Source organism: Thalassotalea atypica (assembly GCF_030295975.1).
GTDB classification, from domain to species: Bacteria; Pseudomonadota; Gammaproteobacteria; order Enterobacterales; family Alteromonadaceae; genus Thalassotalea_F; species Thalassotalea_F atypica.
Genome location: NZ_AP027364.1, coordinates 3,493,543 through 3,513,870 on the forward strand (window position 1 = coordinate 3,493,543; position 20,328 = coordinate 3,513,870).

18 protein-coding genes and 1 tRNA gene are annotated in these 20,328 nt (G+C 40.5%); 14 read left to right on the forward strand and 5 right to left on the reverse strand.

Translation table 11 applies throughout. The features are described from left to right. Positions 1 to 134 precede the first annotated feature (134 nt). The 5 genes from QUE03_RS15950 (at position 135) to QUE03_RS15970 (ending at position 2,458) form a co-directional block, all read left to right on the forward strand. Positions 135 to 211: transfer RNA gene (locus QUE03_RS15950), tRNA-Trp, on the forward strand. Positions 212 to 326: 115 nt separating this feature from the next. Further along, positions 327 to 683, forward strand: a complete 357-nt coding sequence (locus QUE03_RS15955; RefSeq protein ID WP_286262941.1) for a DNA polymerase III subunit psi — start codon at positions 327 to 329, stop codon at positions 681 to 683. After that, positions 680 to 1,126, forward strand: coding sequence for a ribosomal protein S18-alanine N-acetyltransferase (gene rimI / locus QUE03_RS15960; RefSeq protein ID WP_286262942.1), 447 nt, complete (start codon positions 680 to 682; stop codon positions 1,124 to 1,126). The genes QUE03_RS15955 and rimI overlap by 4 nt, the downstream gene beginning before the upstream one ends. A gap of 134 nt (positions 1,127 to 1,260) precedes the next feature. Next, positions 1,261 to 1,506 (forward strand): hypothetical protein, encoded by a 246-nt coding sequence (locus tag QUE03_RS15965; RefSeq protein WP_286262943.1) that lies wholly within the window; start codon positions 1,261 to 1,263, stop codon positions 1,504 to 1,506. 259 nt (positions 1,507 to 1,765) lie between these two features. After that, the gene (locus tag QUE03_RS15970) at positions 1,766 to 2,458 is read left to right on the forward strand and encodes a PEP-CTERM sorting domain-containing protein (RefSeq protein ID WP_286262944.1); all 693 of its coding nucleotides are present in this window, start codon (positions 1,766 to 1,768) and stop codon (positions 2,456 to 2,458) included. 170 nt (positions 2,459 to 2,628) lie between these two features. On the opposite strand, the gene QUE03_RS15975 is transcribed toward QUE03_RS15970, so the two are convergent. Genes QUE03_RS15975 through QUE03_RS15985 form a run of 3 tightly spaced genes read right to left on the reverse strand, consistent with a single transcriptional unit; the run spans position 2,629 to position 4,929 of the window. Next, entirely contained in the window at positions 2,629 to 3,318 is a 690-nt protein-coding gene (locus QUE03_RS15975; RefSeq protein WP_286262945.1) for a hypothetical protein, read from the reverse strand. A gap of 5 nt (positions 3,319 to 3,323) precedes the next feature. Continuing rightward, entirely contained in the window at positions 3,324 to 4,562 is a 1,239-nt protein-coding gene (locus tag QUE03_RS15980; RefSeq protein WP_286262946.1) for a M56 family metallopeptidase, read from the reverse strand. After that, on the reverse strand, positions 4,555 to 4,929 hold the full coding sequence (locus QUE03_RS15985) for a BlaI/MecI/CopY family transcriptional regulator (RefSeq protein WP_286262947.1): 375 nt from the start codon (positions 4,927 to 4,929) through the stop codon (positions 4,555 to 4,557). Before QUE03_RS15985 ends, QUE03_RS15980 begins: the two co-directional genes overlap by 8 nt. 176 nt (positions 4,930 to 5,105) lie before the next feature. On the opposite strand from QUE03_RS15985, the gene QUE03_RS15990 reads away from it, so the two are divergent. The 6 genes from QUE03_RS15990 (at position 5,106) to QUE03_RS16015 (ending at position 12,190) form a co-directional block, all read left to right on the forward strand. Continuing rightward, positions 5,106 to 5,648: a YaeQ family protein gene (locus QUE03_RS15990; RefSeq protein ID WP_286262948.1), complete on the forward strand. Its 543-nt coding sequence runs from the start codon at positions 5,106 to 5,108 to the stop codon at positions 5,646 to 5,648. 26 nt (positions 5,649 to 5,674) lie between these two features. Continuing rightward, positions 5,675 to 6,484, forward strand: coding sequence for an acyl-CoA thioesterase (locus QUE03_RS15995; protein WP_286262949.1), 810 nt, complete (start codon positions 5,675 to 5,677; stop codon positions 6,482 to 6,484). 153 nt (positions 6,485 to 6,637) lie between these two features. Beyond that, positions 6,638 to 8,218 (forward strand): peptide chain release factor 3, encoded by a 1,581-nt coding sequence (prfC, locus tag QUE03_RS16000; protein WP_286262950.1) that lies wholly within the window; start codon positions 6,638 to 6,640, stop codon positions 8,216 to 8,218. Positions 8,219 to 8,426: 208 nt separating this feature from the next. After that, positions 8,427 to 10,178 (forward strand): arginine--tRNA ligase, encoded by a 1,752-nt coding sequence (argS, locus tag QUE03_RS16005; protein WP_286262951.1) that lies wholly within the window; start codon positions 8,427 to 8,429, stop codon positions 10,176 to 10,178. A gap of 13 nt (positions 10,179 to 10,191) precedes the next feature. After that, positions 10,192 to 11,310 (forward strand): response regulator, encoded by a 1,119-nt coding sequence (locus tag QUE03_RS16010; protein ID WP_286262953.1) that lies wholly within the window; start codon positions 10,192 to 10,194, stop codon positions 11,308 to 11,310. Positions 11,311 to 11,371: 61 nt separating this feature from the next. Further along, positions 11,372 to 12,190, forward strand: a complete 819-nt coding sequence (locus QUE03_RS16015) for a TatD family hydrolase (protein WP_286262954.1) — start codon at positions 11,372 to 11,374, stop codon at positions 12,188 to 12,190. On the opposite strand, the gene QUE03_RS16020 is transcribed toward QUE03_RS16015, so the two are convergent. After that, positions 12,143 to 12,751 carry an AhpA/YtjB family protein gene (locus tag QUE03_RS16020; RefSeq protein ID WP_286262955.1) on the reverse strand — a complete coding sequence of 203 codons (609 nt, stop codon included), beginning with the start codon at positions 12,749 to 12,751 and terminating at the stop codon, positions 12,143 to 12,145. The two genes, QUE03_RS16015 and QUE03_RS16020, sit on opposite strands and share 48 nt — an antisense overlap. An 84-nt stretch (positions 12,752 to 12,835) precedes the next feature. Between QUE03_RS16020 and serB the strand changes: the two genes are divergently transcribed. Beyond that, positions 12,836 to 13,861 (forward strand): phosphoserine phosphatase SerB, encoded by a 1,026-nt coding sequence (gene serB, locus QUE03_RS16025; protein WP_286262956.1) that lies wholly within the window; start codon positions 12,836 to 12,838, stop codon positions 13,859 to 13,861. Between the two features lie 104 nt (positions 13,862 to 13,965). Here the strand turns inward: serB and QUE03_RS16030 are convergent, their stop codons facing one another. Then, positions 13,966 to 16,437 (reverse strand): PilZ domain-containing protein, encoded by a 2,472-nt coding sequence (locus QUE03_RS16030; protein WP_286262957.1) that lies wholly within the window; start codon positions 16,435 to 16,437, stop codon positions 13,966 to 13,968. A gap of 150 nt (positions 16,438 to 16,587) precedes the next feature. Between QUE03_RS16030 and radA the strand changes: the two genes are divergently transcribed. Further along, a complete protein-coding gene (gene radA, locus QUE03_RS16035) occupies positions 16,588 to 17,949 on the forward strand; it encodes a DNA repair protein RadA (RefSeq protein ID WP_286262958.1) in 1,362 nt (453 codons plus the stop codon). A gap of 130 nt (positions 17,950 to 18,079) precedes the next feature. Next, complete coding sequence (locus QUE03_RS16040; protein ID WP_286262959.1) at positions 18,080 to 20,308, forward strand: S9 family peptidase; 2,229 nt, start codon at positions 18,080 to 18,082, stop codon at positions 20,306 to 20,308. Positions 20,309 to 20,328 lie beyond the last annotated feature (20 nt).

A 20,328-nucleotide genomic window follows, 5' to 3' on the forward strand; every position in this document is an offset into this window, starting at 1 on the left:
GTTTAAAAGCTGTATAGCTAGCTGCTTATAGGCTCAATCACAACCTCTTTGATGATTTTCTGACCGAACAGTAAAAGAAATGCAAATAGAGGCTTTACCTTTCATTCAGCATACGTATAATGCACAGCCATTGCAGGGGTATAGTTCCAATTGGTAGAACAGCGGTCTCCAAAACCGACGGTTGGGAGTTCGAATCTCTCTACCCCTGCCATCTTTTCTCTAATTTTCTTTTAATTGATTTATCTCCTTATTAAATTAAAATTTCTCTTTGTGGCTCATGAATAATTTTGTCATTATGAAGTGAATAGCCCACTAAGCCTTAGTACATGATCAACGAAAGACAATTTAATCACCTAACGGAAATGGGTGTCACCATTTATCATAAGAGAACTGAGCCAGCTCAAGATGAGCAAGTGCCGTACCCTTTTATTGAGATTAGCTCAGATGAGTTCGACAATATGGCGATTTTCAGAGACATTCTTTCTTCTTTGTCATTAACTAAGGGGGAAATATCGTTTGCCAAAAATCATATCGATTTAGGGTTATTTAATTGGTCTTTTCACCAACATACTGCCTTAAGTTTTAATGACTCATTACTGATCTCTCCACCATTAGTTGAAATGAAACAATCAAGTTCGCTCAAACGCGAGTTGTGGCAAATTATTAGCAACCAAATATTATGACTTTATCCTTTACATCTATCTCCACAAACGACGTTGAGCAACTGATGCCAATTGAAAATGCGGCTCATTCACACCCTTGGTCAGTTAACACATTTTCCAGTTGTATCGGCGGCCGTTACTTCGGTGAGGTTGCTCGAATAAACAATGATGAAATAGCAGGTTTTTACATTGGTGAGCACGTTGCTGGCGAGGCAACTTTAATGGATATTTGCGTTCCCCCCGCTCTTCAAGGCAACGGTTATGGTAAAACTTTACTGTTAAAATTCATCGCCCAAAGTAAAGAATTGAACGCTCATAAACTTTGGCTCGAAGTGCGTTCGAGTAATATCTCCGCGCAAATGCTTTATATTAATCAAGGCTTTATCGAAACAGGACGTCGAACAGGGTATTACCCGAAAGCCGTTGGCTACGAAGATGCAATTGTAATGTGTAAAACGCTATAAACCATTGTGTTACTTTTAATTGAAAAAACAGTTACAAAGTAAAACAAATCATTACCCAAACTTGCTAGTTCAGCACAGCTTGCTTTTCTAAAATAAAGTCACTTATTTACTTTAATGATCGGCAGGCCGAGGCAATGTTTAAACAACAAGTTTTACCGTTAGACACCCAATTGTCGCCACAGCAACTTGCTAATTTAATGATCGTTGAAGCCATTGAGCAATTACAAAAAGTGACTCAGTTATCAACTACTCACTGCGAACAGTTAATTGCCGAGCAATTCTCTACGCAAGCGACAACTATTGTTAATCCCGCCGCTTTTGCCGCCAAGCAGCCACTGCTTGATTCAGACGAATTCGATTACATCAATCAATTATTTTAACCAGCAACAGTGTGCCAAATTATCCCCGTTGACATTAAAAACTGGGGCTTTCTCATATTCACTCTTAGTTCTCTATAACCTTGTTAGTGCTTTTGTTTTTCAACGTTTCTTAAAAGTCGAAAATTCCTTACATTGATACATTCCGAGACATCCTCAGAAATTTGACAATATCAAACGCTCTGCTTTACTGAAGTTGTGCCAAAATTTCCTGCGTACTTTGGCTAATGAAAAACAACAAATGAAATAAGGAACTGAGCACATGAAAATCCTCTGCACGTTTTTCACCATTCTCATTTTGCTGATCAGCACGCCATCTCATGGTGCATTGATAAAATCCGATTACTTAAACGCAGGAGATGGTTTACTCCTACAAGATACAAACCAAGGGTTAGAATGGCTCAATCTTTTACAAACATATGATATGACTTATGCGGAAGCAGTCGCGAACTTCGCAGGGTTTAGAGTCGCAACACAAGCCGAAGTTGAAAACATGTTTTTTGACGTGATCCCTATCATGGACGGGCAATTTACCCGAGGAACTGTTCACGGCTCATATGATAGTAGTCATGTGGATTTAGTGACACAAGCAGAAAGCTATACAGATTTATTCGGCTTTGTTTCTATATCCACAGAGAGGCGCACCTACGGAAATTACATTGGTGATAATGGCGGCTATTTCATGGCCGGCATTAGAACAAACCCTGATGGCCAAAATGGCGTTAGTCGAGTATTTTTAAACTACCGTAGTACTTGCACACTCGCGTCTGTTCCTAACGCCAGCGACTGCGCTTGGAATGGTTCTTCAGCGTTTGGCGTGTATTTGGTGCGAGCTGCTGATGGAATTCCAGTCCCAGAGCCTTCGACGCTTGCGATTTTCGCACTTGGCCTTTTCGGCCTAACGCTACCTAGACTCAAAATGAAAAAAATTAAATTATTAGCGAGTTACTCATAGGCAAAGTTGACCGGATTATGTCTGTTTATTTTGCCGTAACTCCCCACTAGCCTTTACATTGTGTTCGCAGTTAACAGGTGGAATATTCTCCTCAAAATCAGTTCACTAATCAAAAGCTATCGTCAGGTATTTGATTTTGAGAAAAACAAACGGCTTAAAATGTATGTTAGTTATCGACGAACTCCTGCACTGAAATTGCAACTCCCTAGTAGTTGATATTTATCAAGAGCAATAAGCGCTATCATGTCTAATTCACCGACAATATCTTGAACAACCTGCTCCTGAACTTCAAAATAACGCCACCAGACAGGATCATCACTACTTAGCTCGAGGTAGGGTGGCTGTTGATAACGCCACGTACCTTCATAAATCGCCGTTAACGATTGCTCGTTAAACACTTGATATTGTCCATTGTCATTCAATACTAAGGTTGTACCAAGCTTGCATTGTTCACCATTGAATTGTTGGGCCAATTTAGCTGTTAGCCGTGCTTTATTGCCTGAATATTTTTCTGGTAATAACATGACGCCAATGGTGTTTTTTGTATACCAGTGATTGCTTTGAAAAAGCGTCACCTTATCCACTTCCGGCCAATTGAGTTGTGCCAATGTAGTCTCTAGTCCATCGACATCCTTTTTGTTCGCCATCAACGGGGAATATATCATGGTCGATTGTTCAATGTTGTTTGGTATATCCAAGGTGTTTACTTGCACATTAAACGAATCAGACAAGCCCTTTACCAAGCGTTGAGTTTCGTCCGCCGTTAAGTATTTAGCGTACAAATGGACCGTGGTTGACGAGCATGCCGTGCAGCAAACAATCAAGACTAACACGTTAATAAATCGATACATGCTCATCATTCGCACTACTGCGTGACCAATATAGTTTCAGTTAAGTTCTTAAATTTATGCGATGAGTTTTTATCTAACGCGTAATCTAACTGCACAGTATTGTTCTTTGATCCCTTACTTGATGGAGAATACTTCCACTGTCTTAGGGCAATTTTCGAGGTTTTATCAAATACTTTCTTAGGTTCAGCTTTAAGCACAGACACATTATCAACACTGCCATCTGCCTTAATATCAAACTTCAACATCACCGAGCCCTCTATTTTTTGTTCCGCCGCTTCAATTGGGTATTTTGGTTCAATTCGTTTAATTGGTGAAACACTAGTATTGTTGGTGTGTTTCATTTTTGTGTCATGGTTATTACCTGCATAACTCACTGCTGACAATAAAGTCACGGTAGCCGCCACGACGAAAGACGTTACCAATTTTGAGCTAGAATGGTTTGCTTTAATCTGCTTTATACGTTCAAACATCACGTTTTTATCTCCATATTCATTAAAGGATAATTGAGCAAAGGCCAGAGGTGGCGAGGTTTCCGCTGCCACTAACAAAGCTTTGCTGTAGTTAATCCTGGATGTGATGTGTTTGCGCGCCAACACAGCATGGTCACAGGAAATTTCTTGGTCACGGCGAAACCTAAAAAAGGCAAGCCAAGCCAAAGGATGGAACCAAAGTAATGCCAAACTACACAGGGCAATAAGGTTCCAATACATGTCATTTCGGTTGAAATGACAAATCTCATGCTCAAGGATCAGCACTTGCTGATCTTTGCTATAAACTTCAAAAAAGTGCTCTGGAATGAGTAATACAGGTCGAATAAGCCCAAGTAACATCGGGCTGTATGCTTCACTGCTTTGATAAACCGCCAAGTCCTCTGGTAAACCTATTGGTAGATCAGTTTTAAGTGGCTTCAACTCATTTATTGATTGGCGTAAACGTAAATGAGTTATAGACCAGTAACTCATTAATAGCCCTGCGCCAAGCCCCCAAAGTACTAGCAGATAAGTCAACGCATCAATATTGGTCGTTGGCAAGTTTGAAGTGACGACAAACTGCTGAAAAGACTGGCCATCACTGATTGAAGCGAACCAGTTGGGTATCTCAATAAAAGGCACCAATAAACTAAGCGGTACAACAAGCCACAGGCGATATAGTGACGCTGCACCAACATGCCTAAGTAATTGCTCATGACTCACTAACAATATCGCAGTGACTATTGTGAAAGGGATGATGACATCAACGATACTGCTAATCATTTTCTTGTTCCCACTGTGCTATTAGGTTTTTAAGATCATCAATATCTTGTTTTTTAAGATTATTATTTTTGGCAAAACCTGCCACAAGAGGAGAAACACGCCCACTGAACATACGCTCAATTAAGCTCTCGCTTTCTTTTATCTGGTATGACTCTTGTTCAATCAAAGGTGTGTATAAATAGCGACGCTGCTGCTTCTCGAAACTAATTGCTTCTTTCTTCACTAAACGATTAAGTAACGTTTTAACGGTTTTTTCGTGCCATTCCTTGTCATGATTTAGCTCGGCAATAATTTCATTTGCGGAAAGTGGACTTTGTTTCCAAAGCACCTTTAAGACTTCAAACTCTGCATTGCTAATATCAGACATAATAATTGGTTCTCGATAATTTAAGTTATAACTCATGATTACAAGTGTAATCCATAGAGTATAGATTACATTCGTAATCTTAAAAGTCAAATTTTTATTTTTCGACAGAATAAGAGGTGAAATGCTAACGCAGTAACTGCTATAGTTAGAGCAATTACTCATTGCAATGAATGCACATGGCCCTTAAAGCAACTATTTTTAAAATTGACCTATCCATCTCTGACATGGACAGAAACTACTATGCTGAGCACAGTCTTACGATAGCTCGCCATCCCTCAGAGAATGATCAACGTATGATGTTACGGGTACTGGCGTTTATTTTTAATGCCAGTGACACTCTTACCTTCACTAAAGGCTTAAGTGAGGTGGAAGACCCAGACCTTTGGCAAAAAAACTTACACGATGGTATCGAGCTTTGGATTGAATTAGGGCAGCCATCTGAGCAACGCATTAAAAAGGGCTGCAATCAAGCGCAACACATGATGGTTTACAGCTACTGCAATGGCGCGTTTGATAAGTGGTGGCAAAAAGAACAAAGTGCCTTGAATCAGCGAAAAAACCTTAGTGTAATAACAATTGATGAAACCATTGGTGAACAATTATCAGCGTTGGTAAATCGTCAAATGCACATACAGTGCACCCTTTCAGAAGGACAAGCCTGGCTAACGATAGGTGAGCAAGCGATTGAGTTAACACCAAATATCTTAAAAAATGAATAATAAAAAAATTAGCAAAAGGACTTTTTATGCATATTGATGAAATATTCGCAATGGTGCAATCGGCTAAGCTCTCAGAAAACCCTAACACATTATTCACTATTCCAGCCAGTTGGGGCCAAGGCCGCACTGTATATGGTGGATTAACCGCCTCTCTTTTATACACAGCTATTAAAGACCAAGTAGCGGATAATCGCCCGATGCGCTCATTCAATGGTAATTTTGTTGGCCCCTTGATGGTTGATTCACCTTTCACTATCGAAGTCGATATTTTACGAGAAGGAAAAAATGCCACTCAAGCGCTAGGTAAAATTGTACAGAACGGCAAAGTCGCTTTGATTTGCCAAGTGTGCTTTGCCGTGAACCGACCCTCTAAGATTTTGGTAGAGAATTTTGAACACCATGGCCTTGAGCGTCCTAAAAAAGCGAACTTTATCCCCCCTATTCCTGGCCTCGTACCTAAGTTTATGCGTCATTTGGAGATGAAAATGATGGAAGGTAAGATGGCCTTTATGGGCAGTAAACTCGACACCACTAAGGGATGGATGCGTTTTAAAAAACCACCAGTGACAATAACCGATGCTCATCTGATCGCCTTAATCGACACTTTTCCCTGCACAGTATTACAGAAACTGCGTTGGCCGGCGCCAGCAAGTACCATGAATTGGAACATTGAATTTTTGCATCCTCATGATGAAATATTACCTGAAGATTGGCTCGCCTACGCAGCACTTCCAAGACAAGCTGCCGACGGATATTGCCATATGGAATCGAATATTTGGGATACCAAAGGCAAATTGATAGCGATAAGCCGACAGCTGGTTGGCATATTTGATTAACGTAGGTTTTGTATTGCTTACTTTACAAGAATAGCTCACTAAAAGATTAATAAATAAGCCGCTAATTCCCTTATCTAGTTATTACTTTTGGTTGAATTTTTCGCTATAATAGCGCGCTTTTTTTAATCCATTTTGTTCAATCAGGTAACTTGCATGTCTGTACAACAGCAGGAAGTCGATTTACGTCGTACTTTCGCCATCATCTCGCATCCAGATGCGGGTAAAACAACCATTACTGAAAAGGTCCTTTTATTCGGCCAAGCTTTGCAAAAAGCCGGCACGGTTAAAGGGAAGAAATCAGGTCAGCACGCTAAATCCGACTGGATGGAAATGGAAAAAGATCGTGGTATCTCGATCACGACCTCAGTAATGCAATTCCCTTACGCTGATTGCTTAGTCAACCTACTCGATACTCCAGGGCATGAAGACTTCTCAGAAGATACATACCGCACATTAACAGCGGTAGATTCATGCTTGATGGTGATTGATGTTGCTAAGGGTGTAGAGGCACGAACTATTAAATTAATGGAAGTTACGCGATTACGTGACACGCCAATTATTACGTTCATGAACAAAATGGACCGTGATGTCCGTGATCCCATGGAAGTGATGGACGAAGTGGAAGACGTATTAAAAATAAAATGTTCTCCAGTCACATGGCCAATTGGCATGGGCAAAGAATTTAAAGGTGTTTATAACATCTTAGATGACGAAACCATTTTGTATCAGTCAGGCCAAGGCCACATGATCCAAGAAAAACGCGTTATTAAAGGCCTTGAAAACCCTGAACTTGACGAAGCAATAGGGCCATTCGCAGAGGATCTCCGTGAAGAACTAGAGCTTGTGGTTGGTGCCTCTCATGAGTTTAATTTAGACGAATTTTTAGCCGGCGAGCTCACCCCCGTATTCTTCGGTACAGCCTTAGGTAACTTTGGTGTCGATCATATGCTTGACGGTTTAACAAAGTGGGCACCTAAGCCACTACCACGTCATACAGACACCAGAGAAGTCAAAGCAGAAGAAGATAAATTCTCAGGGTTTGTCTTTAAAATTCAAGCAAACATGGATCCGAAACACCGAGATCGCATCGCCTTTATGCGTATTTGCTCCGGCAAGTACACTAAAGGCATGAAAATGAAGCAAGTACGTATTGGTAAAGACGTTAAAATCGCAGATGCTGTGACATTCATGGCAGGCGATCGTTCCAATGTTGAAGAGGCCTATGCCGGCGATATCATTGGCCTGCACAATCACGGCAGCATTCAAATTGGTGATACCTTTACTGCAGGAGAGGACATGAAGTTTAGTGGTATTCCAAACTTTGCTCCTGAGATGTTTAGACGTATTCGATTAAAAGATCCGTTAAAGGCGAAGCAACTGCAAAAAGGCCTAATCCAGTTATCTGAAGAAGGTGCCGTGCAGGTATTTAGACCACTTAATTCAAACGAAATGATTGTAGGCGCTGTTGGTGTACTACAGTTTGAAGTAGTTGTTGGGCGCTTAAAAACTGAATATAACGTGGACGCGATTTATGAGCCAATTAGCGTGGCTACAGCCCGTTGGTGTACTTGTGATGACGAACGTACGTTAGAGCAGTTCCAGAAAAAAGCCTTTGATAACTTAGCACTAGACGGCGGTGATAACTTAACCTATATCGCGCCAACTATGGTGAATTTGTCGTTGGCGCAGGAACGTCATCCAGACATAATCTTCCACAAAACACGTGAACACTAAGTTTCTGCTGCCTAGATAGAATTTAGGCATCATTGCTTTTAAAATTTTCATTAGTCACATAGTCTACTATGCTCCTAGTAAAAATTTATCAGCGGCTTTGCCTAAATCCTATCTAGATTGCAGAGTCGCAGAAATAACTAAACTGTATTTTACTAATGGTGCTTAAATCAGCAGCGGTTAGTTAACAAAAAAATTTAGAGATATTTAAATGAATATTAAACAACTACTTGGCCAGATCGTTTCCAAAGCAATGGTTGCAGCGGGTTTACCTGAAGGAACCAACCCAGCGGTAAGCAATTCAACGAAGCCTCAATTTGGCGACTATCAAGCCAATGGTGTAATGGGTGCTGCTAAAAAACTTAAAACTAATCCTCGTGAATTAGCCACTAAAGTGGTTGAGCAGCTTGAACCTACACTTGTAGCGTCAGGTATCGCTGAAAAAATTGAATTGGCGGGCCCGGGGTTTATTAATATTCATTTAGATAAAACTTGGCTAGCTGAGCAACTTGCCAGCTCTGCACAAGATGAGCATTTAGGCGTGAGCCAGCGTACAACCCCACAAACCGTTGTTGTCGATTATTCAGCACCAAACTTAGCCAAAGAAATGCACGTCGGACATTTACGCTCCACCATCATTGGTGACGCTGTTGTTCGCGCAATTGAATTTCGTGGTGACAAAGTGATTCGTCAAAATCACATGGGCGACTGGGGCACGCAATTTGGTATGTTGTTGGCACATTTAAGCGATAAGCTTGCTGCCAATGAAGTGGCCGAAACCGCCCTTGCCGATTTGGAAAACTTCTATCGTGAAGCCAAAATCCGTTTTGACGAAGAAGAAGGTTTTGCCGATCGCTCGCGTGAATACGTTGTACGCTTGCAAAGCGAAGACGCTGACTGCATGACGCTATGGCAACAATTCATTGATATCTCAATCGCCCACAGCGAAGAGATTTATCAAAAGCTCAATGTAACTTTGACTCGTGAAGACATCATGGGTGAAAGCGCTTATAACGATGATTTAGCCGCAGTGATAACAGAATTAACCGAACAAGGCATTGCTGTTGAAGATCAAGGTGCTAAAGTCGTTTTTATTGAAGAACTCGCCAATAAAGATGGCGAGCCTTCAGTATTCATCGTACAAAAATCGGGTGGCGGATACTTATACGCAACTACTGATTTATCTGCTTGCCGATACCGTAGCGGCGAACTTAAAGCAGACCGCATCGTTATTTTTACTGATGCGAGACAAGCGTACCACTTTAAACAAGTGGAAACCGTCGCCAGAAATGCAGGCTTCTTACCAGAACATGTAGCTTACGACCATGCACCGTTTGGCATGATGATGGGGGATGATGGCAAACCATTTAAGACACGCACAGGTGGTACGGTAAAACTGGCTGAATTACTCGATGAAGCGGTTGTTCGTGCAACAGCGCTAATCAAAGACAAAAACCCAGACTTTACCGAAGCAGAGCTTAAAGAAATTTCAGAAAAAGTTGGTATTGGTGCGGTTAAATTTGCCGACTTATCTAAAAACCGCACTAGCGATTATATTTTCAATTGGAAAACCATGTTGAGCTTTGAAGGAGCTACAGCACCTTACTTACAGTACGCCTACACCCGTATTCAGAGTATTTTTCGGAAAGCTAATATGGACTCGGCTAGTGCCAATACCACACCAGTAATTGTTGAACCTCAAGAAAAAGCCCTAGCGTTGAAACTTCTTCAGTTAGAAGAAGTCTTAGATGCCGTGATCTCTGAATGTACACCAAACTTACTGTGTAATTATTTATATGAGTTAGCAAGTTTGTATATGACATTTTACGAAGCCTGCCCAATATTAAAAGATGGCATAGCAGATGATGTGAAAGCGTCGCGATTAGCGCTTTGTACAAGTATTGCTAAAACATTAAGACAAGGTCTTGATATTTTAGGTATCGACGTTATGGAAAAGATGTAATTTAAAGGACGTTATGAAAGTATTATTTGTTAGTGATAACCATCACGACATTAATTTAATTAAACGAATATTTGCTCGGGGTAGTCATCAGCTAACATTGTCAGCTGATGCACAAGAAGCAGAAAAATTGCTTATTTCTGTATGCTATGACGTGATCATAGCAGCCGAACAGCAGCCCGTAATGTCAGGATCTACACTATTAAATAAAGTACAACATTGCTGCCCCAACGCTATTCGAATTTTAGTAGCTGAACAAGGCATTGAATGTAAGGCAGCACACCAACACTTTACGACACCACTTAATCCAAGCTTTATTATTGAAGTAATTGAAAGCTTTGCTCGTAGTAACAGCGCAATTACCAAAAAGCAGATTGTCAGCGCAGTGGCAGGGATTAAGACTTTGCCAAGTCCACCTAAAGTGTACATGCAATTAAATTCAATGCTTAAAGATGAAACTACCGATTCTCAAAAAATCGCTGAAGTTATTATCCAAGATCCTGCGCTTGTTGCTAAAGTACTGCACTTTGCCAACAGCTCTGCTATGTCGAAAGGAAAACAAATCAAAAGTATTCCTGATGCTATCACCAAAATGGGGCTCGATACCCTCTGCTGTATAGTCATGACGGCAGAGTTATTTGCTTACGAGCCAGACATCGAAGGCTTTAACTTGACCGAAGAGCAGGTGCATAGCTTAAGTGTTGCAAAGCTTGCGGCATCAATTGTAAAGCCTGAATTAAAACTCGACGCATTACTAGCCGGTTTATTGCATGATCTTGGCAAAATTGTCTTATTTGAAATTGATCCGAAATTAACAAAGCAATATTTTAAGTTGAAGTTCACGAGTACTGACAACTCTCCTTTGGAACGAAAAATATTTTCAACAGACCATTGTCAAATCGGCGGTTACCTATTGCATCAGTGGAGTTTTCCTTACTCAATCATAGAAGCCGTAGTGCTCCACCATTCACCCGACAAATTACTGCGTAAATCTTTTGGCGTGGCCCAAGCAGTATATTTAGCCAATAAGCTTATTAAACAACAAGATATTAATGATAAATTTATAGAGCACTTTAAGCTCGATACCGTGATTGAAAAACTTGAATTACGCGCAAAAAAGTTAAGTATGCACTAAGCTGTAAACATAGTTAACTCAATTGAAAATAAATAGCAGGCAAGGGCTTGAGGAAATTATCATGCAGTTCACCGATAGCCATTGTCACCTTGATTTCCCTGAATTAGAACAACAACTGCCCACACTAATTAATGTTTGCCAACAGCAAGGTATTCATAGAATAATCGTACCCAGTGTCGAGCCAAATAATTGGCAAAAGGTACTAGAGCTTACTGACTTAACAACATCAGAATTTACCGTATTAGCTGCAACAGGGATACATCCTTGGTACATACAACCGCTTGACGGGAATGCGCTAGACCAGCTTGAACAATTTGTTCACCAGCATCAACACCAACTGTGCGCCATTGGGGAAACTGGCATTGATGGAACGATTGCACAGCAACAAGATAATTTATTGCAGCAGAAACACTTTTTTGAGTACCAAATAGACTTAGCAAACCGGTATCAATTACCATTGATTATTCATCATCGTAAATCTCACCTTGAAACTGTCCATCATTTAAAGCAAGTTAAGCCTGATTATGGGGGAGTAATTCATGGTTTTTCAGGAAGTTATCAGCAAGCGAAGGCATATTTAGATCTTGGTTTAAAACTAGGTATTGGTGGGACAATCAGTTATGAACGAGCCAAAAAAACCATTAATACTGTCAAGCGGTTACCCATTACTAGCATTGTACTGGAAACAGACGCGCCCGCCATGCCATTAAGCGGTTATCAAGGTCAAGCTAACTCACCACTACGATTAATTGATATTTTTACTTTGTTGTCTAACATACGGACTGAGCCTGCACCAGAATTGGCAAAGCAACTAGAGTTAAATATCGAAGAACTATTTACCGGCTGCTATTCTAAATCCTTGTCTGGAGAAGCGACTTAAGCCGCGCGTTAAGAAAAAGCCGGCAAGTCCAGCCATGATCAGCATAATACGTATTAGTTGTTGTCTATCGCTATTTTCAGTAACAAGTGCACTAATAACAGCTTCTTTATTCATGTCGATACGCACATAACCCTGAACAGCTTGAGCACGAATTTCAGACATAAAAGGCACAAAATTTTGACTCCGATTACGGGTGTTAAGTGCTATCCCGTATAATGCTTTGATGCTTGCTTGGTTACCGGCTTTAGCGTTAAGTTGTCCAGATTCATCATAAAGGTAGACACTATCAACAAAAGGCTCTTGCGCCAACTTATCAAGAAAACGTTGAACACCTTTGTTATCCCCTTGCTCTAAAAGTACTTGCACACCCACCTTTACCTGCTGAATGTATTGATCACTAATAAAGTTAAAATGATCTTTTACTTCTTGATGATCCTTAGCAACATTATCAATCCAAATATTCATCAAAGTGACGATAAAAATAATCGCTATAGCTAATTGCATTATTTTATTATAAATCGATGATATTTTAGGGTATAAAGGCATTGCTGTTTGCGACATAAAGTAGGCAACAGTTAGTTGAGTTAATTACACTATAGTGGGTTCTCAAACAATTTTAAATAATTAATATATGTAGGTTTATTCGTGTCATCATCTGTCAGTTCCATTACCCTAAATGAAAACGCATCAAAGTCACTTGCTACTGTACTTTCACTGAATAGCTTGCAATGCCCAGTAGCCGCTTCGCTGGATCAACAAAAACTAACCCTATCGCCGCTCTCAAGTGCAACTGACGCAACACAGCAAGATTTAACTGAATTAGTTGTTTTTGAACAACTAACATTACAACAACTCGCAAACATTTCAACATGTTGTCAGGTTAATATTGTAGCGTTAAATGCTATTAATACACGACTAGGTAAAACAAGCCTTCGCTTTACCATTGAATGCGATAATTTAGATACTGCACGTTCAGCGCTAACAGATTTTTGTTTAACTCACGGTATTGAAGCTGCGCTAATAAAGAACGCACCAAAGCTAGCAGTTCCAGGCTTGTTAGTGATGGACATGGACTCAACCACAATAGAAATAGAATGTATCGACGAAATTGCAAAACTCGCGGGTGTTGGCGAGCAAGTTGCTGAAGTGACGGAACGTGCGATGTTGGGGGAGCTAGACTTTGCACAAAGTTTACATCAACGCGTTGCCACACTCGCTGGTGCGCCTGAACAAATTTTAGCCGATGTGGCGAAAGATATTCCGCTGATGGATGGCTTAGAAACATTGTTAGCAGAGTTAAAAAGGTATCAATGGCGAATTGCAGTCGCCTCTGGTGGCTTTACCTACTTTGCCGATCATTTGAAAAAATTACTTTATTTAGATGCAGCGCATGCTAACACATTGGAAATCATCAACAATAAACTCACCGGAAAGGTACTTGGGGAAGTGGTTGATGCGCAAGCAAAAGCCAATATCTTGCAGCAATTGCAACAAGACTTTAACCTAGCATCAACCCAAACTGTTGCCATGGGTGATGGTGCAAATGATTTGGTTATGATGAGTGCGGCTCAGTTAGGTGTAGCTTTTCGTGCCAAACCAATTGTGCAAGCTCAAGCCGACTCCAACCTAAACTGCTCAGGACTTGACGGCATGGTGCATTGGCTAGGTTAGCTTCAACTCTGCCTAGTGCACTTATGAACTATTAATAATCAATTAATATTGTCTTCAACAATAGCAACAGCTGAGAAAATGACCTTGTTTTCTCAGCTGTTCAGTTAGCTGCTTAAAGTACTTAACAAAGAGTTTTCTGGGATTAGTTGGTAGCGAAATAACGTTTCTTGTGTCACGTCAAAGCATTGAATTAAACCAATTGTACTCCAAATGTCTTGTTCAATTTGCTTGCCTCTATGGATCGCGTAAGAGCCAATATAACTTAACTCTGGGTTAAGATAATCCATATCGGGCTCTTCTGCTCTAGACAAATTAACTTGCACACAATAGAAGCTACCTTTTTTTAATGCATTGCTGATAAACATTTTCCGCAGCTTAGTACTAGTGAAATCGCTCGCCAATTTTGTCGTCACTGCGTTTTCAATGAGTTCGGTTTCGTGATTAATCGAAATAAATAAAAAGTTGGTGATAGGCGTGTCATTAGTTTGCAAACTTTTCAAGGTTGGCTTTAGCATATTTGACGCATGTAAGTTATTCATCAAAGGATACAAATTATAATGATTCGGTCTATCACTCAGTGATTTCATGTGGGTAAAGAGTTTCGATTGTACTCCGCCAGCAATCATTTCAACCTTATAACGTGTGCCACTTGTTTGTACATACAATGTAGGAAATGGGATCCGCTTTGCATAAATATTTCTCAGCCCTTTTGATAACGCCGGACTCATCATCGAATACTCGTCAGGCGTCAATTTATCTTTATTTTTCTCGATCAAGGCTTTAAAAAAAGTTCTACCTGCATGTTGATGTTTTTCAACGTAAACACGTACGTTAAGCACAGTTTTATCTTTACTAATTCTCACCACTTCATAGGGAAGTTTCTTGAGCTCAAACGCCGAAGTAATTTTCTGCAAGCTTGGGAACGTTAAGTGGACTATTTCACCTTTTTTGAGCATAGCGGGTCGTTCGAGTGTCAACTTCAAACCCGAGACTGAAAAGTCAACGGAGATACCTTCCCACTGGATGGTTTCGGCAGAAACAACGACAGGTGTTTTATATTTAAATCGTGTTTCAATTCGCTGATTTCTATAATTGATGCCTAAGTAATCAATTATAGGTCTGACTTTACAACGTTTATGCCCTAAGGATTTTAGTTTAGAGGTATTGAGATTCTCGTATGATAGAAGTGCATATTCCTGTTGTATTTCAGAGGTAGTAAGATCATGTGCAACAACAACATAAGGAAGTCTATTTAACACGCCTTGCTCATTTTCCGTTGGCTGAATATTCAGATAATCAAGTTTTTTCGGCAGTGTATTAGCTACAGTAAAGCTGCTTATTGCGTCGTGAGGGTCAACTTCAACAAAGGTCAATTCCGTCACTTTAAAAGAGGATTTACTGGCCGCAAAGCCAATAAATTGCTGCATGAACTCACGATCATTTTGAAACTGTTTCTCATCAGCCGTGTAGAAAAACTTACGCCCTTGATTCTCATGGATAAAGCTAAAGACGGTCACCGAACGTCCTAATTTTGAGGCATTTTTTATTCGAACAAAACGCTCAGGGGTAACGAGACAATCTAAGGAAGAGAAGTGCCGTTCGTCCTGCCAATACTGAGTGATGCGATGGCTATTATTGGTCGTCAATACATAACGTGGTCGAAACTCCCCTTGATTAAGCTCCATAAAAATGGGCATTTCAGATGATTTTGGCAGCGAAAATTGTTCTAAGCTTCTCGCTTGAAGTGCAGTGATAGTATTCTCTAGATTAATTTTGTAGCGACGTTTATTACCTTGAATAAAACCTTGTAAGAATTGCTTAAAACCGTCACGTTCTTTTGTGTAGATCCGCTTAACACCCACCATTTGTATATGTTCTTCATGCTGAATATTACACACTTCATAACTAAAATTGGTATCCGTTCCAAAACTGAACTCTTGTGCTAGACCCGTAAACTCTATGAGCAAAATTTGCCCTTTGGTTACCTTCTGCGCGTTATTGAATCGAAATTTACAGCCGCTGACGCTGATATCAGAACTACTTGCTTCAATTTTTTGGCTATCGTCTAAGGTAACAATAAGAGGAATAGCAAAATTCATCCTTTCTTGGCATCGATTGTTATATTCGCCAAATTGATGAAATTTCGCCGGATACTGCACTTTTTCGAGAATTTTAGGGATGTCATCTTGCTTTGCTGGCGCAACCGGTTGATCTCGCTTTTTTTGGTAAATTACACGGAAGTTATTTTCCGTATTATTTACCGATTCATAGACACCAAACGTATAGCTACCATAGGCGGCTACGTTTTCTTCAAACACCTTAATTGCGATAGGATCCAAAAAGTGAGTGCGCTCTTCGTGCTCGTATGTATCGCAATCCCCTTCTACTAATCCACGCAAATCAATGAGCCGGGTACACGGACTGGCTAAACGCTTTAGCTCCATTTTCAGAAGAAAGCGTTCAGTTTTAGGAATGTTTTTCGTCGATTCAGCAAACCTCGCTTCAAAGTCAGCACTGTTCACTCGACCACGAAATCCATCAATCATTTTTTGATATTGAGAAAAATCTTTATTCATTTACATGCATTTATCATTACAATAGCGATGAGTTAGAGTAAAACTACAACTTGATATATTATTCATTCTACTCCATAACAACGTAACTGATTAGTTGAAATATTAATCACTTATAAATTAAAGCAATAACTATGCCTCTGACGGAAAAAAATGGCCAAAAACAAAACATCATATGTCTGCACAGAGTGCGGAGCCGACTATTCACGCTGGCTAGGTCAGTGTAACGAATGCAAAGCATGGAATACCATCTCCGAATTCAGGCAAGCTAAATCATCCGGTCGTGGTGGCAGTTTCTCAGGTTTTGCCGGTGCGGTTGACGCAAAAGTTCAAACTCTTGACGCTATTGATTTAACCGACCTTCCGCGTTTTTCATCCGGCTTTTCGGAATTTGACCGCGTCTTAGGTGGCGGCATTGTTCCTGGTAGTGCCATCCTCATCGGTGGTGAGCCAGGAGCAGGAAAAAGTACACTTTTACTACAAACCATGTGCGCGTTAGCCGCTAATATGCCTGCACTTTATATCACTGGAGAAGAGTCATTACAACAAGTTGCCATGCGGGCTAAGCGACTAGGTTTAGCCACTGATAAACTCAAATTACTCAGCGAAACCAGTGTCGAGAGCATTTGTCATATTGCCGAGCGCGAACACCCTAAAATATTGGTCATTGATTCGATACAAGTGATGCATATGGCTGATATTCAATCGGCGCCTGGTAGTGTGTCTCAAGTGAGAGAATCTGCTGCATTTTTAACACGTTTCGCCAAGCAACATCATATTGCCATGATTTTAGTCGGTCATGTCACTAAAGATGGTTCATTGGCTGGCCCCAAAGTTTTAGAACACTGTATTGACTGCTCTATTATGCTAGAAGGCTCTACTGATTCAAGGTATCGAACGCTTAGGGGGAATAAGAATCGTTTTGGAGCGGTAAATGAGCTAGGAGTCTTTGGTATGACAGGTACCGGCTTGAAGGAAGTGAAAAATCCATCTGCTATCTTTTTGAATCGCGGAGAAGAGCAAACACCGGGCAGTGTAGTCATGGTTCTATGGGAAGGAACCCGCCCTTTATTGGTTGAAATTCAAGCCTTGGTTGACCATTCCGCGCTGGGTAATCCGCGCCGTGTTGCAGTAGGAGCAGAGCAAAACCGGTTGGCAATGCTATTGGCCGTATTGCATCGCCACGGCGGGTTACAAATGAATGACCAAGACGTGTTCGTCAATGTGGTGGGCGGCGTAAAAGTATCGGAAACCAGTGTAGATTTAGCCCTAATATTGGCGTTAGTTTCTAGCTTTAGAAATATTTCACTGCCGCAAGACTTAGTTGTGTTTGGTGAAGTAGGACTGTCAGGTGAAATTAGGCCAGTTCCCAGCGGCCAAGAACGTATCAATGAAGCAGCAAAACACGGCTTTAAAAAAGCCATTGTGCCAATTAATAATATGCCCAAAAATAAGATTGAAGGTATGACAGTCATTGGCATTAAAAAACTCAGTGAAGCCTTAGAGCACATCTAACTTTGCTGCGTTAAATATTACTCTAAAAACACATCAAACTTTGCTACTATGCGGTTAATTTGATTTAGCCGCTATTATACTCTGCTAAATCCACCTCATACATCTCAATATCGCGAATAGGTTAAGTTAAATGAAGTCTTTACTGAAGCACTCGATAGTAATGATTGGCTGTGTCTTGACGTCCTTGTCTGTACAAGCTGAACAATTAACAATAGATCGAATTTATAGTTCTCCTTCTCTCAATGGCAAAACTCCTAAATCTTTACGATTTTCTCCTGATGGCTCCCGCGTTACTTACTTACAAAGCAAACGTGAAAACCAGAGTCGCTATGACTTATGGGAATACAATTTAGCCAGTGACACTAACAAATTATTGGTTAATTCTGATGATATTTTTAGTGGTACTGAAAACTTATCAGACGAAGAAAAAGCGCGCCGTGAAAGAATGCGTGTTTATGGCTCAGGGATTATGGAGTATACATTTTCCAATGACGGTAAAGCACTACTATTCCCGGTTAATGGCGACATTTATTACTATAACTTGGAGAACAAAGCAGCTAAGCGATTAACCGAAACCACGGCCTTTGAAACAGACGTGAAATTCTCGCCAAAAGGTAAGTATGTTTCTTTTATCCGCGAGCAGAACTTGTACGTACTGCATATTAAAAGCGGTAAAGAGCGTCAACTAACCAAAGACGGCGGTGGCTTGATTAAAAACGGCATGTCTGAATTTGTCGCTCAAGAAGAAATGGATCGCATGACCGGCTATTGGTGGTCACCGAATGAAGAACATTTAGCGTTTTTGAGGGTTGATGAGTCACCAGTCAATGTCGTTATCCGTAACGAAATTTATGCAGAAGATATTAAGCTGATTGAACAGCGTTACCCTGCCACAGGTACCAACAATGTAAAAATTCAGCTTGCCACCGTTGATGTTAAAGGCAAGCGGACACGTTTTGTTGACTTAGGTGAAGAACAAAACATCTATATTCCTAGAGTACAATGGCTGCCAGACAGTGAACAACTATCTTATCAATGGCAAAGTCGTGATCAAAAAACGCTGAAACTGAATTTTTATAACTTAAAGAATCAGCGCCAGCATACAGTGATCACAGAAACATCCGACGTATGGATAAACCTGCACCACGATTTACGCTTTTTATCTGATCGTAAAACCTTTATTTGGGCGTCTGAGCGAGATGGTTATAAACACCTTTATCAATTCAACTATAAAGGTAAGTTGATTGCGCAGTTGACCAAGGGAGATTGGGTGGTCGACTCAATCAAGAGCATAGACGAAGAAAATGGCTGGGTTTATTTTACCGGACGTGCCGATACGCCATTAGAGCGCCACCTATATAAAGTGCCGATGACAGGAAAATCACCAGAGCATGTGGTCAGGGTGACTAAACGGAATGGCTACCATGGTGTTACATTTGCCGGCGACAATCAAAGTTACCTTGATAATTTTTCGAATATCTCAACACCTAAACAGGTGAGCTTGCATAAAATTAATGGTGAGCATATTACTTGGTTATCCGAGAATAAAATAGACGAAAACCACCCGTTCCAACCTTATATTGAAGATATCGTACAACCTGAATTTGGCTCATTAAAGTCAGACGACGGCGCAGCGATTTTGTATTACAAAATATATAAACCAAAGCAACTAGAGCCTGGTAAGCAATATCCAGTTGTTGTTAATGTCTATGGTGGTCCACATGCTCAACGTGTTGTAAACAAATGGAACGGCGCAGACTTAACCCAATACATGGTTCAACAAGGCTATGTTGTTTTCCAATTGGATAACCGTGGTTCCAACTATCGTGGTACTGGCTTTGAATTCCCTATTTATGAAAAGTTAGGTGCGGTAGAGGTAGATGACCAAATCACAGGTGTGAAGTATTTGCGTACCCTTCCCTACGTAGATAAAGAGCGTATCGGTATCTATGGTCACTCTTACGGTGGCTACATGGCATTAATGGCAATGTTTAAAGCCGGCGATTATTTCAAAGCTGGCGTATCCGGAGCACCTGTTACCGATTGGATGTTATATGATACACATTATACAGAGCGTTACCTAAATCATCCTAACGTCAATGCCGATGGCTACGAAGACAGTAGCGTTTTTCCATATATTGATGGTTTAAATGGTCCCTTAATGGTTTATCACGGAATGGCTGATGATAACGTGCTATTCACCAATACCACTAAGTTGATTAAAGCAATGCAAGATAAGAACAAGCATTTTGAGCTGATGACATACCCTGGCAGTAAGCACAGCATGCGTGGCAAAAAAGTCAAAGTGCATTTAAACAATACGATAGTGAATTTTTTCAATCGGCACTTTAACAACTAACAAGAATCATTAATGACTCT